The sequence below is a fragment of the Psychroflexus halocasei genome (assembly GCF_900107595.1).
GTDB lineage: Bacteria > Bacteroidota > Bacteroidia > Flavobacteriales > Flavobacteriaceae > Psychroflexus > Psychroflexus halocasei.
On record NZ_FNQF01000001.1, the window covers coordinates 246,378 to 264,573 of the forward strand.

At 34.1% G+C, this 18,196-nt stretch carries 14 protein-coding genes and 1 tRNA gene; 4 read left to right on the forward strand and 11 right to left on the reverse strand.

Translation table 11 applies throughout. The features are described 5' to 3' along the window. Nucleotides 1-25: 25 nt before the first annotated feature. The 6 genes from BLV84_RS01075 to BLV84_RS01100 all read right to left on the reverse strand — a co-directional run bounded on the left by BLV84_RS01075 (nt 26) and on the right by BLV84_RS01100 (nt 9,812). A complete protein-coding gene (locus BLV84_RS01075) occupies nt 26-829 on the reverse strand; it encodes a Rossmann-fold NAD(P)-binding domain-containing protein (RefSeq protein WP_093238191.1) in 804 nt (267 codons plus the stop codon). After that, entirely contained in the window at nt 826-3,126 is a 2,301-nt protein-coding gene (locus BLV84_RS01080; RefSeq protein ID WP_093238194.1) for a M20/M25/M40 family metallo-hydrolase, read from the reverse strand. The genes BLV84_RS01075 and BLV84_RS01080 overlap by 4 nt, the downstream gene beginning before the upstream one ends. Nucleotide 3,127: 1 nt before the next feature. After that, nucleotides 3,128-3,478 carry a hypothetical protein gene (locus BLV84_RS01085; protein ID WP_093238197.1) on the reverse strand — a complete coding sequence of 117 codons (351 nt, stop codon included), beginning with the start codon at nt 3,476-3,478 and terminating at the stop codon, nt 3,128-3,130. A gap of 103 nt (nt 3,479-3,581) precedes the next feature. Then, nucleotides 3,582-5,468 (reverse strand): OmpA family protein, encoded by a 1,887-nt coding sequence (locus tag BLV84_RS01090; RefSeq protein ID WP_093238200.1) that lies wholly within the window; start codon nt 5,466-5,468, stop codon nt 3,582-3,584. A gap of 19 nt (nt 5,469-5,487) precedes the next feature. Then, a complete protein-coding gene (locus BLV84_RS01095; protein WP_093238203.1) occupies nt 5,488-6,390 on the reverse strand; it encodes a PorP/SprF family type IX secretion system membrane protein in 903 nt (300 codons plus the stop codon). 77 nt (nt 6,391-6,467) lie between these two features. Further along, complete coding sequence (locus tag BLV84_RS01100; RefSeq protein ID WP_093238205.1) at nt 6,468-9,812, reverse strand: T9SS type B sorting domain-containing protein; 3,345 nt, start codon at nt 9,810-9,812, stop codon at nt 6,468-6,470. Between the two features lie 168 nt (nt 9,813-9,980). Here BLV84_RS01100 and hflX point away from each other — a divergent pair, with 168 nt between their 5' ends. Next, the gene (gene hflX / locus BLV84_RS01105; protein ID WP_093238208.1) at nt 9,981-11,207 is read left to right on the forward strand and encodes a GTPase HflX; all 1,227 of its coding nucleotides are present in this window, start codon (nt 9,981-9,983) and stop codon (nt 11,205-11,207) included. Nucleotides 11,208-11,211: 4 nt separating this feature from the next. On the opposite strand, the gene BLV84_RS01110 is transcribed toward hflX, so the two are convergent. From BLV84_RS01110 to BLV84_RS01130, 5 genes are all read right to left on the reverse strand, one after another. Further along, on the reverse strand, nt 11,212-12,519 hold the full coding sequence (locus tag BLV84_RS01110) for an HTTM domain-containing protein (RefSeq protein WP_093238211.1): 1,308 nt from the start codon (nt 12,517-12,519) through the stop codon (nt 11,212-11,214). Further along, nucleotides 12,512-13,450, reverse strand: coding sequence for a bifunctional riboflavin kinase/FAD synthetase (locus BLV84_RS01115; protein WP_093238214.1), 939 nt, complete (start codon nt 13,448-13,450; stop codon nt 12,512-12,514). Before BLV84_RS01115 ends, BLV84_RS01110 begins: the two co-directional genes overlap by 8 nt. A 1-nt stretch (nt 13,451) precedes the next feature. Further along, on the reverse strand, nt 13,452-14,018 hold the full coding sequence (gene pth, locus BLV84_RS01120; protein WP_093238217.1) for an aminoacyl-tRNA hydrolase: 567 nt from the start codon (nt 14,016-14,018) through the stop codon (nt 13,452-13,454). Between the two features lie 82 nt (nt 14,019-14,100). Beyond that, nucleotides 14,101-14,736 carry a 50S ribosomal protein L25/general stress protein Ctc gene (locus BLV84_RS01125; RefSeq protein WP_093238220.1) on the reverse strand — a complete coding sequence of 212 codons (636 nt, stop codon included), beginning with the start codon at nt 14,734-14,736 and terminating at the stop codon, nt 14,101-14,103. Nucleotides 14,737-14,751: 15 nt separating this feature from the next. Further along, nucleotides 14,752-15,693 carry a ribose-phosphate pyrophosphokinase gene (locus BLV84_RS01130; protein ID WP_093238223.1) on the reverse strand — a complete coding sequence of 314 codons (942 nt, stop codon included), beginning with the start codon at nt 15,691-15,693 and terminating at the stop codon, nt 14,752-14,754. A 123-nt stretch (nt 15,694-15,816) separates the two neighbouring features. On the opposite strand from BLV84_RS01130, the gene BLV84_RS01135 reads away from it, so the two are divergent. From BLV84_RS01135 to BLV84_RS01145, 3 genes are all read left to right on the forward strand, one after another. Next, nucleotides 15,817-15,898, forward strand: a tRNA-Leu gene (locus tag BLV84_RS01135). 285 nt (nt 15,899-16,183) lie between these two features. Next, complete coding sequence (locus BLV84_RS01140; RefSeq protein WP_093238226.1) at nt 16,184-17,014, forward strand: OmpA/MotB family protein; 831 nt, start codon at nt 16,184-16,186, stop codon at nt 17,012-17,014. A gap of 149 nt (nt 17,015-17,163) precedes the next feature. After that, on the forward strand, nt 17,164-18,159 hold the full coding sequence (locus tag BLV84_RS01145; protein WP_093238229.1) for an aspartate-semialdehyde dehydrogenase: 996 nt from the start codon (nt 17,164-17,166) through the stop codon (nt 18,157-18,159). The last annotated feature ends 37 nt before the right edge of the window (nt 18,160-18,196 follow it).

Below are 18,196 nucleotides of genomic sequence, written 5' to 3' on the forward strand. Positions count from 1 at the left end.
TTTATTTCATAGAAGTATCAAACGCTTAATTCATTTCTATATTTAATTGATCTAAAGTATGCGTTGACAAAATTCGTTTTCCCACTTGCTTGCTTTGATGATCAAATTTGGGTGTATCTAATGAAAAATCTTGTGCTGCTTTTTGATAAAATTCTTTTCTGGATATTTCTTCAGGATGAACAGCATGGAAAATATAATTTTCGAGTTTATCAAAATTATTGATTAGTTCCTGACAAATTGAAATGACATCTTTTTGATAACTCATATTAACTGGCGCATCAGGATTAGGCAGGTTTGTGCGTCCTGCTAAATATTTTATAGGATGTCGGTCAGGACCTATCAATCCTCCGCATCTTAATATTTTGAGCTTTCTACCTAAATTTTCGAGAAGCATATTTTCAGCTTTGAGTAAGGGATTATCTTTTTTTTCAAATTCTGAAAACAAATAAGCTTCATCATAAACTTTAAAGTGCGATGTATCTCTAAAAACTGAAGTAGAGCTGATATAAACAATTTTCTGAAGCTTATTATATTTGCTTAATTCACGAAGCAACTGATTGATTTCGTTTAAAAATAAATCTGCTGATCTCGATCTTATTCGTGGAGGAAAATCAATAATTAACACATCAAGATTACTCAAAAACAACTCTATATCGCCTTTAATTTCTTTGGGTGAAATTTGAATTTGAAAAGCTTTGACTCCTTCTTTTTCAATAAGGCTCAACTTTTCTTGACGTGTCGTAGTTCCTGAGACTTGATTTTTTTTGTTTTTTAAATGCGTAGCTAACGGTAAGCCAAGCCAACCGCATCCTAAAACACCAATTTTCATTGTATTTTTATTTTTTGCGTTGTCATGATTGCGTCATTAATCACAAAAGGTTTTGGCATCATCCAATTCGACCTTTTCGATACTTTAAGCTGCGCGTTATCAAGCAAATCATAATTAATTTGACGAATATATAAATCTGGATGCAAATTCTCTTTTAAACTAAAGTTAAGTTCCAAAGCTTCATTTTGAACAACATAATAATCGATTAAAGTTGATTTATTTCTATTATAAAAAGGATGAATAAAAGCAGGATTTTTAAAAGGAATTATCTCCTCATTGACAGAAAAATTTTCAAAATTCACACTCTTATTCATTGAAACAATAAGTCGCTTTGTACTTTCTGAAGGTTTTATTTTAAGCTGATAATTTACGATACCATTTTTATTTTTTAGCTTTTCAATAGAAGTCTGGGCGGAAGGAAAGTTTAAAAATTCAGCATTTGCCGTGTACTTATATAAAGAATTGTACTTGCTCTGAATCAAAGGCTTATTCTCATCGTTCAAAATATCTTTAAAATAAGGTGAAGTCCATTCATCTAAAATGTTATCATAAGTATGCCAATAAGCTTTTTGTTCATCTAAATCGGCGTGATAAATCAGCGAATTAGGTTTCGGTTGACTTTCTGTGAAACTGGAATTGAAATGTGCTTTTACTAGAAAGAAAAACCCTCCTATCAAGAACACAACAGAAAGTATCTTTTTAAAATTATAAGAATGAAGAATTGGATAGATTAATATGAAAATTAAGATGATAAAAAAGCCGCTTAACATCAACATTTCTAAGCCTAAACCGACAGGAAAAAATAAAACATATTGAGATAATATGGAGATAACAGGAATGGCTAATAAATTTTTTAAAACGCCTTTTAATTTAAACCTCATCATATCAACGAGTAATATGAGCTGTGAAATGAGCAGTGGGATAATGAAAAAGGTGGCACCTTTTAAATAAATATTGATAAAAAAAATCAGCATCAACCATAAGAATAGTCCAGACAAAGTCACTTCATTGACAATGCTTCGTCTTGAAAATCTATAAAAAACAAATAATAAAATTGCAATTGTCAGTAAACTAAAGCCAAAAATATAATCATGTCCGTTGTATGTAAAACCATGTAAAATCTCAGAATACTCTGGATATATTATTAATATGAGCTGCCAGAGACCATAAAGTAAACCGCTAACAGCAACGAGGATTGTTAGCCAAATAAAAGTAAACTTCAGAAACGATCTCCACCTCAATCTTTTAATTTTTCTGCCTTGAAAAATCAAAAAAATGTATAACACAATTGCACAAGCAAACAAAGGCCAAGCCCAGAAATAGTCAAAATGAATGATACCAATATAAGGCAAACTGAAATAGGCGTGATCATCTTCAACTAATAATTGCTCCAGATCTGAGTTGCCGAATTGATTAATACTTACTTGTAAGTATTGAAATTGATGCAAAAGGCTTTCATCATTCAAGTTTTCAGGTTTGTCTAAAGCCGTATGGTAATCAAAATGATCATCGATAAAAGCAAAAAAGAAACTTGGTATATCAGATTTTTCTCTAAAAACTGTCGCATCAGTATCATTGGGCAAAAGTTTATAAACGCTATACATCAATGAATTTGTGAGCGGTTGATTCATTTTAATTTTAGAAAAATCCTTGATGAGATTTGCATTACCATGATTGGTTTCTAAAATCATATTACTTGGCCCTCCACTCCCTCTAGCTTCAAAATTGAGAACCAAACCAACATCTTTTGCTAAAGGATGTTTTTCAACAAAAAGTTGAGCGCCATTCAGGCCTAATTCTTCGGCATCAGAAAATAAAACAATGATGTCGTTTTTAAAAGTCTGTTTTTCCTCTTTAATAATTCTCAGCCATTCTAAAATCACTGCAACTCCAGAAGCATCATCGCTCGCACCGTATGATGAATGCGGCGCAGAGTCGTAATGCGATAAAATAAGGAGAGATTTTTGTGCTTGACCTGTCCCAGAAATATGCGCAACAATATTTTCGGGAATTGTAAAAACAGCATCTTTATTTAAACTCACCCCTTGCTGTGTGTGCGTAGAAATATCTAAGTTATACAGTTCATTTAAAATGTAATTCCTGACTTTCGAATGTTCATCAGAACCAACAAAATGGGGCTTTTTAGCAATTCCCCTAACATGATTTTTAGCTTTTTCAATAGAAAAATGCTTTGTGTTTTGAGAGTTATTCTCAGGTTTGGGAGTGAGTAAACCGAAACTTAACCAAACAATAAGAACAAGAAAAATAAAAGACAAGAAATCTAAAAAAGTACGCATTCTAATCTCTTTTAACTAATGACAGATAATCATTATTGATAGGTAAGTAACCTTGATCGTAAACAAAGTAATAGATATGTCCTTTTTTGGTTTGATAAGTACTTGTATAAAGCGTAAAATCAAATCCGTCCCTTAATAATTTAGATTTTGGGACACTTATTTTTTTATCAGGATTGTATTTTTGAAGAATACGATAATTTTTTCGCAACTGGTTATTTGTATTTCTAATCAGATTCGTGCTATCACGGTTATGTCTGTTGTTAAAAGCATTTCTGCAATAATCAGAGCAAAAGCGCTTATCACTTCGGCCAGATATTGGTTCTTCACATTCTTGACATGTGCGTTTAGACATAGATATATGATGATTAAAGATCAATAAATATAATACATTTAAAACAAAAGCCCCAATCTTATGAAAAGACTGGGGCTCTGATAAAATTTAAACTTAATTGTGTTTACTCAATAATCTTAAACTCTGAGCGTCTGTTTTTTCTATGATCATCTTCAGTACAGTTGCTTCCACAGTCAACTAAAAGATCTTCTTCTCCTCTTCCTTCTCCTTCTAAACGTGACGCATCAATTCCTTTTGAAACTAAGTAATCGATTGTGCTTTTTGCACGCGCTTCTGATAAAGTTTTGTTGTATTCTGCTCGACCTCTTCGGTCAGTATGACTCGTAATTTTGATACGGATATCATCGTATTTTTTCATAACCTCAGCAACATTATCCAATTCTAAAGCTGCTTCTGGACGAATCTTTGCACTGTCAAATTCAAAGAAAGTATTTTCTAAAGAAATTGAACGTTCTTTAATGATTTCTTCAATTGGAGTCAACATAACTTCAACCATCATTTGCTCTCCTTCAGCTGAAATACGCTTAGACGAACTTTCGAAATCTTTTTTATTCACCTGAATATCATAATCCATGCTAGACAATACAATTGTGTTTGCCTCACCTGCTAAATCAGTTTTTAAAGCATCAATCTCGCTTTCATCTTCATCATAGATAATAACTTCAGCTTTGACAACTGGCTCATTTGTATCTTCATTAAGTACAGTGACAATAACTTCTGTTTGGTCTAATGGCTCTATTAATTCTGCAAAATAAATGTTATCATTTAATGGATCATTTCCTCTATTAGAAGCAAAGTAACCTGACTTCATTGAAGATTTAAAAGTAAATGCAAAATCATCAGCTGAAGAATTAATTGGCTTACCAATGTTACGTGGTTCATCCATTTGTCCATTTTTGATTGTTGTATAAAACACATCAAGACCACCAATTCCTAAATGTCCATCACTTGAGAAATAAAGTTTGTCATCAGCATCAACAAATGGGAAGCTTTCACGACCTGGCGTGTTGATTTTGTCTCCCAAATTTTTAGGCTCACCAAATTTTCCTTTTCCTTTAACTTCTACCTTATAAAGATCTGATTGACCTTGACCACCTGGACGATCACTTGAAAAGTAAAGCGTTTTGTTATCTGGGCTTAAAGCTGGATGACCTGTTGAATATTCAGAACTGTTGAACGGTAAAGGCTTGACATCAACCCACTCGTTATTTCTTTTGGTTGCCATAAAAAGCTTCAGTTGGTTTATACCTTCTTCATCTTTTTCATAATCACCATCAACATAATCATTACGTGTAAAGTACATCGTTTTACCATCATTGGTAATCGCAATTGTCCCTTCGTGAAATTTAGAATTGACATCACCTTCAATTCCTGTTTCATCTTTAAAAGTTCCACCAACATTTTGCGCAACAAAAACATCAAGTGTTGGTTGATCATTCCAACCATAAGTTCTTCTTGATTTATTTCTAGCAGAAACAAAGTAAAGTTTACCGTCATGCTCATAAGCACCAAAATCAGAAACGTTTGAACTTAAATCTGATTTTCCAATCTCAAATTTTGGTTCCATAAATAATAATTTGGAAACATAATCTGGATTCTGTTTAAATGCTTTAGCTCTATCGTCCTGAGGATCCATTTGAGCAAATTTTCGCATTGCAGATTTAAACTCATCTAACTTTTCATTAGCCAAAAGCGTTTGCGCGTATGCTAGGTGATCCTTAGCTGAAGCGTTTTTATCCATTTTCAAATAACGCTTGTAATAAGTTTCAGCTTTTTTTGTTTTGTAAATTTTATAGTTTGAAATCGCTAATTGTTTATAAACGTAAGCATCAGCTTTTCCTTTTTTGATGAGCTTTTCATAATCCTTTATCGCATCGACAAACTCAAGTCTATCAAAGTGTTTATCACCTTTTTTAGTGTTTTTGTTTTGAGCATGTAAAGCTGTTGTACAAACAACAAAACTCAATAAATATATGTATAATGTTTTCATAGTTGTAATATCTTATGTTTTAGAAGTATCGAGGTGAAATGAATGTTTTCTTCTTGAAGAAAATATCGAAAATAACGAAAGCTTCATAAGAAGGCTCGTTCAAGTCATTAGTCGATGAATCGTAAGCAAAGCCTAATTGTAACCAATCGGTTGCTTTTACACTCATTAAACCACTCACTGCATCTTCATAGCGGTATGATGCGCCTATTTCAAATCTATCATAAAACAAGAAGTTTGCATTGACATCAAAAGAGACGTATGAGCTAAACTCCGTTTTAACTAATGTCGATGGTTTGAATTTAATGTTTTCATTTATATCAAAAACATAACCAGCCGTCACAAAATAGTGTTGCTCTTGTGTCCCAAAGCCACGCCCATTTTTATCTAAATAAGTTTCAGAGAGAAAATTTGGCACAGACAAGCCTAGATAATATTTATCTGAATAAAAGAAAAGTCCTGCGCCTAAATTTGCAAAAGATTCAGAAATATTTGGTTCAAAAGCTGCATCATTTTGTTGCGCTAAATCAATAAAGCCAATATCCTGAAATGTTGCACCTGCTTTAATTCCAAAGGCAAGTTTGTGTTTTGCATCTAAATCGATTGTATAAGAAATATCTGCATAAACATTTGTTTCTTCAACAGGTCCTATTTGATCTTGAACTCCAGATATACCTAAACCTAAACCATTGCCTACAGGTGAATGTGCAGCAAATGTAAATGTTTGTGGTGCACCATCAATACCAGACCATTGATCTCTGTAAAGTAGACCTATTGACAGACTCTCTTTTGAACCTGCATAGGCTGGATTCAACACATTCATATTATACATGTACTGAGTATACTGAGGGTCTTGTTGCGCATTTGATTGCTTACTAAACAGCATCGCTGCAAGCACGACTGTTAGTATATAAAATTTTTTCATGTGTGTCTAAATTTAATTTTATGAGTAAGTTTTAAAGAAGCTCCCATTATTGAAAACGAGAGCTTATTTATATGTTTTTATTTACGCTTAATGTAAATCCAACCTTTCTTTTCGTTTCCAAAAACTGGATCTTGTTTCTTAAGTTTAATCACATAGAAGTATGTACCTCCCACAAGTTTATCTCCATCATTATTCTGACCGTTAAACTCATCAACATAGTTGTTTTGAGAAAATACTGATCTTCCATTTCTGTCAAAAACCTCTAAACTTTCGATACCAGACCTATCGTTAAGGAAAGCTAAATCTAATTTATCATTTTCACCAGGTGTTTCATCTGGCGATAAACCTTGTGTAATTTTACATCCCGCATTCTCATATGGTGAAATTTCAACATTAGTTGTAAGAGCACTGCTTGTTGCAGTACAAGTTTGGATACTTATTTCTACCGTATAATCATCAGTATAAACACCATCATTTTGGTAAGTTACTGTAATTGTTGATGATGTTTCACCGCTAATCTCATTTCCGTTTTTAAACCATTTGTAAGTGACTTCTGATTCATCAGCATTGATTAACTCTGCTGTTAAAACACTCTCATACTCTGGCATTACAGGATTTCCTGTATTATCCTCACAGTAATTAAGCATCATATTCGGATCTAAAGATGATGTGATTTCTACACCTAAATCATCTCTTTCTAGAATTGCTACAGTACCTTCAAAGGCACAGTTTGTACCGTTTGGCGTCACAATTACTTTGTACTCTCCATAAGAAGATGGAGATAAAGTCGCTGTTGTTTCACTGGTAATTAAAGAGCCATCTAAGTACCACTCATAAGTCACTCCTGCATCAGTATAGTTAGATGGTGTTGCATCAATCACTTCTGTAGTGATATCACAGGATACAATATTTGTTTCACCTAAATCAACAACCGGTGATTCGTTAAAGATATATTCAACACTTTCGGTTACTGAACATCCATCAATTGTAACCTTTACTTCATAGACCCCCGAAGTTGAGACATCAATAGATTCTGTTGTTTCGCCAGTTGACCATAAGTAAGTTGCGTTTACAGCATCACCATCTGTGATTGTAGCAGTGATTGTTTGCGTTCCTGCATCACAGAATGTTTCATCTTGACCTATATCAACAATGAAATCTCCGCCTTGAACTGGAAATTCGATCAAGGTTTCACAGATATGTGGATTACTTGTTGCTGAAGAATTTATTGTTTCAATAAGTACAGAGTAATCACCATCTTCACTAATATTTAAAGTTGATGAAGTTTCACCAGCTATATCATTTCCATCAAGCATCCACTGATAGTTAACCTCATTATAATCTGATACATTTCCTAAAGTTGCATCTAATATTAAGGTTTCACCGTCACAAAGACTCATATTAGCTGGAACCGTAACATCTGGCTCTGGCTGAAATTCAACTGTAAAATATTCTCTCTCCTCAGTATAATTTGTATCCTCATCATAACTTTGAAGTAAATACTCTCCTGATTCAGTTACTTCATAAACTGCTGATGAAGCCCCGTTAATAGGGATATAAGAATCTGTAGCTCCATCATAGTATGACCATTGAAAAGCTTCATGCTCATCAATAAACTCTGAAGTTAATGTCACTGTTTCTCCAGGACAGCCTTTCACAGTGCTATTGAAGACTAAATCACAGTTTGTTGATCCAGCGCCAGAATCACCAAAGTTAGTTTGACCAAAACTAATATAACCTGGTGATTGGTTATAGTTGGTAATTAACACTAAATAATATTCTCCTTCTTGTGCATTGTTAATCGTAAAATCTTCAACTGGCTCTGCTGAGTAACTACAATCAACCTCAACCGAGCTATCTAATGCTGCGCCACACTGCCCTTCAGGATCATCAAATGGTCCGTAAGCTATAAAGTCAACATCAAGACCATCACCAATTGGGTTACCATCACCATCAAAAGCTGTGTTTTGTGTAATATTAAATGAAATATTACCAGATTCTTGAATTTGAACAAAGTACCACGCTGGGTTTGGCTGAGAATATAGACATCCGTAATCAGGGCCATCTTCTGAAACAGTTTCATTTAAATAAAAGTAACCATTAGGAAAAACTAATGGCTCAGCATTTCCATCATCATCATATGGTGCACAGAAAGGGGCAGCATCAGCACAAGTTTCGTTGTCTTCACCAAATTGTGGTGTTGTTAAACACAAATCAAAATCTGAGTTAGAAACCGAATCAGAAAAAACACGTATATAATATGTGTTTCCTATTGTTAGGTCTGTCATAACGACAGCATCACTATTTCCTAAGTTATCAAACTCTTCACTACAGAATAATTCTTGTGAAGTTTGACCGTCGTATACAGCATGTGATATCGCAAAACCACCATTTAAAATAGTTGCGATATGCTGATCTGAAGTTGCTGTAAACTGAAACCAAACTTCTTGAACAGCTGGGCCGCCACAAGACACGTCAAAGCTTGAAGCATTTGTACCGTTTAAAGTTGATGAAACAATATCAACACAGAAGTTACCTTCGTTAGGTACAATTTCTGTTGCAACATCAAAAGGATCATCTTCAGTTGTAAACATAATTTCGTTACAACCTACAGCATCTCCTACAGAGTTATAAGCAATTACTGTTACATAATAATCAGTTGAAAATTCAAGTGTATTCGCTGGTGTATAAGTTAAACTCGGACCAACATCTACATTATCAGCAACATCAGTACCTCCTGAAGTTGTACCAATGCTAATTTTATATCCAGCTGGCAATCCATCTGGCTCAGACCATGAAAAGCCTGTCGTAACGCTCACATCTGTCTGACCGTTATTAATATTATTAAGTTCTGTACAGTTAGGTGGAGAGTTAAGCACTTGTGATCCGCTAACGTTATCAATATAGAACCTAAAGTTATCAGCATTTTTAGTAATAAGCCAACGTAATTTAAAATCAGAGCCAGCAGCTAAATCTGCAGCAGGGATTGTAAATTCTGGTGCAGCTGCACATTCATCTGAAACGACGTGGTTGTTATCATCTATTGTTCCAAATGTTGTCCATGTCGCACCATTATCTAATGAGTATTGCACTTCGGCAGTACCCCAACCAGCAGGAAAGGCAGACTCGTCTTGAGAATCAATCACTTTATAATCAAAATTAAGTGTAAATTCAGTTCCGTTAGATTGTCCTACAATATTCTTAGATGTCAATTCTGCATTTGTAAGAAAGAAACCCGTTAAAGTAACTCTAGCACTTTGCCCTTCACAAGAAGCGACGTCATCAACCAAAAAATTACCTGCTCCTGTATTTCCTTGCCAACCAGGAGGTAAACCTTGATTAAAGTTCTCGAAAACCCCTATTTGACTATAGCCTACATAGGGTAAACAAAAAAGTAATGTTATAAGTAAAATTTTTTTCATGAGGTGATCATTTATTTTGTCCGTGAATATATAAAAAATGTTAGAAGTAAGTTAATATTTAGTTTCAAAAGTTTAGAAATCAAAAAATATTAACAAAAACGACCTAAATTTAAGTTTTACACATCTGCTTTTTTCTTAGTATTTTTGTCATCACACACAATTTATTATATGATAGAAAAACAAACCACAAAATACGAATCTGCAGTTTTAATAGGCATTATTAGCCAACATCAGGATGAAGAAAAATCAAAAGAATATTTAGATGAATTAGAGTTCTTAACTTACACAGCTGGTGGAAAAGTCAAGAAAAGATTTCAACAAAAACTCGACACACCTAATCCTAAAACCTTTATTGGAACTGGTAAAATAGAAGAAATCCGAGAGTATATTGAGGAGCATGAAATAGGTTCAGCCATTTTTGATGATGAATTGACGCCTGCTCAACAAAAAAATATAGAGAAAATTCTTAAATGTAAAGTCGTTGATCGTACTTATCTCATCCTTGATATTTTTGCGCAACGTGCCAAAACAAGTTACGCTAGAAAACAAGTTGAGCTCGCTCAATACGAGTATTTACTCCCTAGACTTGTTGGTCTTTGGACTCACCTCGAGCGACAACGAGGCGGTATTGGAATGCGTGGCCCTGGTGAAACTGAAATTGAAACCGATAGAAGAATCGTTAGAGATAAAATAAGTTTGCTTAAAAAGAAACTAAAAACGATTGATAAACAAATGTCTGTTCAGCGAGGTAATCGCGGAAGTTTAGTTAGAGTTGCTTTAGTTGGCTACACCAATGTTGGAAAATCAACCTTGATGAATGTGATTAGTAAAAGTGAAGTCTTTGCTGAAAACAAACTTTTTGCAACACTTGATACAACAGTGAGAAAAGTTGTGATCAGAAATCTTCCTTTTTTACTGACAGACACTGTTGGATTCATCAGAAAATTACCAACACAATTGGTCGAGTCATTTAAATCAACACTTGATGAAGTCAGAGAAGCCGATTTACTTCTACATGTTGTTGACATTTCTCATAAAAACTTTGAAGATCATATTGAATCTGTCAATGAAATCATGAAAGACATCAAAGCACAAGATAAACCTGTCATTATGGTTTTTAATAAAATTGATGCTTATGAACCTGAAGAAATCGAGCAAGATGATTTAGAAACTGAAAAAACTTCAGCTCATTACACATTAGAAGAATGGAAACAAACCTGGATGAATAAAATGGGAGATCGCGTTTTATTTATTTCTGCGACTGAAAAAGAAAATTGGGATGACTTCAAAAAGAAAGTTTATGAAGCTGTTCGTGAAATCCACATCACGCGTTTTCCATACAATGACTTTCTCTATCCTGAATATGACAAATACACTGACGAGGATTCAGAATAAAAAACTATTCCTTTAAGTAAAGCCAGTCGTTATGCTTGAAGTAATTCCATTTCAGCTGGCTTAATTCCTGGTCGGGATGCACCAAATATCTTGATTTTTGATTGTTTACTTTGATGCGAGCATTTGCATAAAATTCAACATCCTGATTTTTATATTCCTTTTTTAAATGTTGAACAAATTGCCAAAAAACATCAGGTTTAGATAACGATCTCTGTTGCTTTGGCGTTAAATAATCATTTAAATCAACTTTACGTTTATAGTCAACATCTTCACCTTTTATATAAAATTGAACCGATGAAGCTTTCGACCTTAACATCATTCGCCAACTCATTCTGTGAGCCTCTTCCGTCCACAAAACATCGTTTTTAATAAAATGATGACGCAATGGTAAAGCAACTTGAACAATCATCCATATTACAACAAAAGCTTTAATCAATTGATGGCGACTCGTCATCACAATCTCTGAGTTTAGAACCTGAAATTTTTCTTTTTTTCTTAAAAACAAATGCCTTATTTTTTCAGGTGGAAAAAAGAAAACTGAAAATGCTAGTGACATATAAGGAAAGATGCCTATCTGAAAAACGATACTATTAAATAAGTGAAAGAAAATGCTAAAAACAAATGCAGCCTTTCTCGTTTTCTTCCATAATAATAAAGGCACGATGAGCAAATCAAAAAATATTCCGAAATAAGCAACCACGATATGCGTCCAGTCTTTCTGAAGTATGTCGCCAACAATCCAATAATGACTGCGAGATGCCATTAGTATTTTAGCAACGGAAGCATCCAACCAATCAGGATATAATTTCGCGATAGATGCAAAGCTATACACGATAAACAATTGTGTTATCACCCAAATATTCACCCAATTTGGCATGCAAAGAGATTCTTTAACATAGCCTTTTTTAGCATCAACAGAATGGTATCGATGCGCTGGAAAAAAACACATCATTAATGAAATTAAAATCAATAAATAATAATGATTGTTATAAGAAGACTTTTGCATCAAATAAGCAATCGTCCAGAAAACAGTAAATCCAATAATGCTAAATCGATAACGATAACCTATGGCCACCATAATGCCAAAAACACCCATGATGAAAAAATGGATGTACATATAAGGCCCTTGCAAATATTGCAAAAAATCAAAGCCTATAAAGTTAAAAGTAAATTTAGGCTCAACCAATACACGCCTTACCCAGCCTGTCAAGATTGCGCCCCATGATTCTAAAGAAATCAGGATACCAAAAAAAACTCTAAATACAACTAGAGCAGAATTGTCAACTGATTTAAATAGGAGTTTATCAAGCATCTTTTAGCATGTCAATATAATTTAGAGCTTGCTCTTTATCTTTATTCATCGCTTCGATAAGTTGATTTGGACCGTCAAATTTCTGCTCGCCTCTCAAGCGTTTCAGTAACTTAATTGAAATATGTTGACCGTATAAATCTTTATTTAAATCAAAGAAATAAGTTTCAACACTTTGCTTCACTTCATTAAATGTTGGATTTGTCCCAATATTCATCAAGCCAAAATAAGGTTTTTCATCAATTTCTGATTGAACAACATATACACCTTCTCTTGGTATTAATTTATAATCTTCTTTAATTTTTAAATTAGCTGTAGGGTAGCCTAACTCTTTCCCTAAACCTTTGCCTCTTACAATCTCACCTGTTAATTGAAAAGCTTGTGTTAAGTATGAATTTGCCAATTCAATATCACCTTGATTTAAAGCATTCCTGATTTTCGTTGAACTTACTGCGACTTCGTCAATATCTTGTTTAGAAATCTCTTCAACACTAAAGTTATATTTTTTACCAAAATCTCTTAAATCATCAATATTGGCAGTTCTATTTCTACCAAATCGATGATCATAGCCAATAATGATCTTTTTTGCATTCAGTTGATCAACTAAAATGTCTTTGACGTAATTTTCGGCTCTTAATCGAGAAAACTCAAGCGTAAAAGGTTGTATAATTAAGTTATCTAAATCCGTTTGGGCTAAAATTTTCTTTTTTTCTTCAAGAGTGTTGATCAGTTTTAGATCACTGTTTTGCTGCAAAACCATTCTAGGATGTGGGAAGAAAGTTAATAAGGTTGATTTTGAATTTGTTTGATTAGCAGCATTTATCAATCTTTTGATGATTTTTCTATGCCCAACATGAACACCATCAAAAGTGCCAATTGTTACAATTGTCTGTTCACTTGAATCGAATTCTGAAATATGATGAATAATTTTCACTTTATTTTCCGTTATAAGAGTTCATGGTATTTGCTAAGCCAGCTGTTCCAAATGACTTGATTAAATCTTGACATTTCTCAAGGCGTTCTTTTAAATGATTATCTTCTTCTTGACTCCATTCTCCAAGCACGTAGTTCACTTGATTTCCTTTCGAAAAATCTCCACCAACGCCAAAACGTAAACGCGCATACTTCTGAGTTCCCATTAAATTCTGAATATCCTTCAAACCATTATGTCCACCATCACTTCCTTTTCCTTTCAGGCGCAGCGTACCAAAATCTAAATTGATATCATCCGTCAGAACCAATAAATTTTCAAGAGGGATTTTTTCTTCATTAAGCCAATACCGAACTGCTTTTCCGCTTAAATTCATAAAAGTGCTTGGCTTTAACAGAATAAATGTTCGTCCCTTAAAGCGATATTTAGCAACAGCTCCAAGCCTTTGCTCTTCAAAAACCAATTCGTTTTGACGCGCAAAGCTATCTAAAATTTTAAAACCAATATTATGTCTGGTATTGTGATATTTAGGTCCAATATTCCCAAGACCAACAACTAAAAACTTCTTCATAAATTCTGCAGATCTATTTTATGGTAAAAATAAAAAAGCATCCCGAGTAAGGGATGCTTTTCAGAGAATTTAAACTAAATTCTTATTCTTCAGTTTTTTCTTCAGTCGCTTCTTCTGCACCTTCTTCTGTCTCATCGTCTTCGTCGTCTTCATCTTCAGTCGTTACTAAATTACGAGAAGTTCTTACTTGACAAATAACAGTGTTATCTGGGTGAAGGATATTATAGTCTTCACTTGCCACAGAAGTAACGTAAAGTTTTTTACCAATTTTAAGCGGCGTTACATCTGCAAGGATATAATCAGGAAGATTACTTGCAAGACCTCTTACTGTCATACGACGTAAGTTAAACCTTAATACACCACCATTTTTAACACCTTTAGGAACTCCTTCTGAGTGAACAGGGATTTCCATTGTGATTTCTTGTTCATCAGAGAACTGATAGAAATCCATGTGTAAAATTTCGTCTGTTACAGGGTGAAATTGAATATCCTGTAAAACCGCGTTTACCTTTACTCCGTCATTCATCACTAACTTTACAGTGTGAACGTCAGATGTGTAAATCAAATTTTTAAACGCTGCTGCTGGCGCGTGAAAATGAATCACACTATCTTCCCCTCCGTAAAGTACGCAAGGGACCTCTCCAGCATTACGTAAGGCTTTTGTACTCTTCTTGCCTACGCTTTCTCTTTTAGATCCTTTGATCTCGATTGACTTCATAAATTATATATTAAATTACATTAAAAATTTCGAACTAATTGATTTGTTGTTATGCACAGCTTTCATGACATCTGCAAAAAGTTCTGCACAACTAATCACTTTAATTTTATTTGACTCTTGCTTTAAAGGAATACTATCTGTTACAATTAATTCCTCTAATGCTGAATTTTCTATTTTATTATAAGCATCTCCTGATAAAACAGGATGCGTACAAATTGCTCGCACTGACTTTGCGCCTCTTTCTATCATCAAGTTAGCTGCATGTGTCAATGTTCCGGCAGTATCAACCATGTCATCAACCAAAATAACGTTTTTGCCTTTCACCTCGCCAATAAGCTCCATGTGAGAGATAACATTTGCCTTTGCGCGCTGTTTGTAACAAATCACAACATCGCTTTGTAAAAACTTAGAATATGCATAAGCTCTTTTTGAGCCTCCCATATCTGGTGATGCGATTGTGATATCCTCAAGATTTAAACTTTTTAAATACGGCAAAAATATTGTTGACGCATATAAATGATCAACAGGTTTTTCAAAAAAGCCTTGAATTTGATCAGCGTGTAAATCCATTGTGATGATACGTGTTGCACCTGCTGTTTCCAACATTTTTGCAACAAGCTTTGCAGCAATTGGCACACGTGGTTTATCTTTTCTGTCTTGTCGTGCCCATCCAAAATACGGCATTACTGCTGTAATATGTCGAGCTGAAGAACGTTTTGCCGCGTCAAGCATCATCAGCATTTCCATTAAATTATCTGATGAAGGATGTGTTGACCCAACGATAAAAACGCGAGAACCTCGCAAAGATTCCTCAAATGAGGGTTGAAACTCTCCATCATTAAAATGTGAAGTAATCACATTTCCTAATGGAACGCCATAACTTTTTGCAATTTCCTCTGCTAGAACTTTTGATTGTGAGCAGGCAAATATTTGCGCTGCTGTTTTAGAATCAGCCATAATTCATGTTGTGTTTATGGGTTGCAAACTTACACATTTTCTAAAAATTGATTGAGTATTTTTAAAAATTATTTACTTCAGATTAAAATAAATATAGTAAATTTGCAATCACAATTTAAAAAAGCCTTGGTGGCGGAACTGGTAGACGCGCTGGATTCAAAATCCAGTTTCTTCGGAAGTGCGGGTTCAATTCCCGCCCAAGGTACGCAAAACCCTGTAAACCATTGATTTACAGGGTTTCTTGTTTTAATCACAAAACTTCAACATACAATAAGACTGTAACTTCATTAAACGATCTCATCAACGCAGTAAAAAACCTGTTGCCTTTAAAAAAGTAAAGATGATAAAGCGATAGCAACCACTAAAGTTGCTTTATTAAAAAGTGTTTTTTAAGATTTGCTAATTTCATTTAACAAAAGTATAGCAATTTCAATGTACGAATAATCATTATCGAATGTTTACATTGGACAACAAAAAAAATTTACCTAACATGAAAAAAGTAATTTTATTAACCAGCCTTACTATTTCAGTTTTAGCAACCTCTTGTGTTTCTAAAAAGAAATACACAGCTCTTGAGTCTGAATTAGACAACACGAAGTCTGAATTGATGAAAACTAGAGTTGAAAAAGACGAGTATCAAACTAAGTATGAGAAAGTTCAAGAACGTGTTTCTAATTATTATGCAAAGATTAATTCTTTACAAAAAGAAAACAATCGCAAGCTTGAGATGGCAGGAGACTTAGCACCTGTTTCTAAAGACTCAAAAGAAGCGATGAGAGAAACATTGAAAAATGTTGATCCAGAAAAACTAGCAGGAGCAAAAACTTTAAGTGATTCATTAAACTTGGCTGTCTCTCACAATTTAAAAGAATCTTTATCTGATGGAAATGATGAAGACATCGATATTGATGTTGACCAAACTGTTGTCCAGATCACAATTTCTGATAAACTTTTATTTAAAAGTGGAAGTTATTGGGTTAGCTCAAAGGCAAACAAACTTTTAGAAAGAATCGCTGAAGTTGTGAAATCAGAGCCAGCGATGGAAGTTTTAGTTGAAGGCCACACAGACGCGCAAACGCTAAAAAAAGAATCTTACATTCAAGACAATTGGGACTTAAGTGTGCGCCGTGCAACATCAATCGTCCGTTTAATGCAAGACAAGTATGGCGTTGATGGTAAGCAATTAATTGCTGCTGGAAGAAGTAGTTTTAAACCTGTTGCAGATAATGATTCTGCCGATGGACGTGCAAAAAACAGAAGAACAAGAATTATCATTCTGCCTAATTTAGATAAATTCCTAGCAATGCTAGAGTCAAAATAAATTAGTGTTTTGTAGTTCTCTTATCACAGAGAAGCTAATTTAGAAGCCATTTCAAAATTGATTTTTGGAATGGCTTTTTTTGATGTTGATGATTTCATAAATCAACATCTTATTCTGAGATTTATCTTTATTTTTGAAAAAACTAAGAAATGAAAATTGCTGTTGTTGGCGCTACAGGACTTGTTGGACAGAAAATACTTCAAGTTTTAGCCGAACAAAATATAGAAATAGACCAACTCATCCCTGTTGCTTCTGAAAAATCTGTTGGAAAGGAAATCAAATTCAAAAATGAAGCCTACAAAATTGTCAATTTACAGACGGCTTTAGATCAAAAACCAAATATTGCTCTTTTTTCAGCAGGTGGGAAAATTGCTTTAGAATGGTCCCAAAAATTTGCCGCAAATGGCGCAAAAGTCATTGACAACTCATCTGCTTGGCGAATGAATTCTGATTATAAATTGATTGTCCCTGAAATCAATGCTGATCAACTCACAAAAAGTGATAACATTATTGCTAACCCAAATTGCTCAACCTCGCAGTTGGTGATGGCGCTTTATCCGCTTCATCAAAAGTTTAAAATCAAGCGAGTGATTGTTTCTACTTATCAATCCATTACTGGAACAGGCGTTCAAGCTGTACAGCAACTGGAAAATGAAATGAATAATCAGAAAGGGAAAATGGTATATCCATACCCTATTCATCAAAACGCTATTCCGCATTGTGATGTTTTCACAGACAATGACTACACCAAAGAGGAGATGAAACTCACCAATGAAACCAAAAAAATATTAAGTGATGACAGCATTCAAGTCGTAGCCACAGCAGTTCGTATTCCTGTGATGGGTGGACATTCAGAGTCTGTCAACATTGAATTTGAAAATGAATTTGACTTAAAGGAAATCAGATCAGCTTTAAATAACTTTGAAGGCATCAAAATCCTTGATAACACAAGTGTAAACACCTACCCGATGCCAATTTACGCTGAAGGAAAAGATGATGTTTTTGTCGGTCGAATTCGAAGAGATTTCAGTATCAAAAATGGCTTAAACCTCTGGATTGTTGCTGATAACCTAAGAAAAGGCGCTGCAACTAACGCTGTTCAAATTGCAAAATATTTGATAGATCAACAATTTGTGAAAAGTTAATAGCTGCACACAACATCATTTATTTAAGCAACAACAG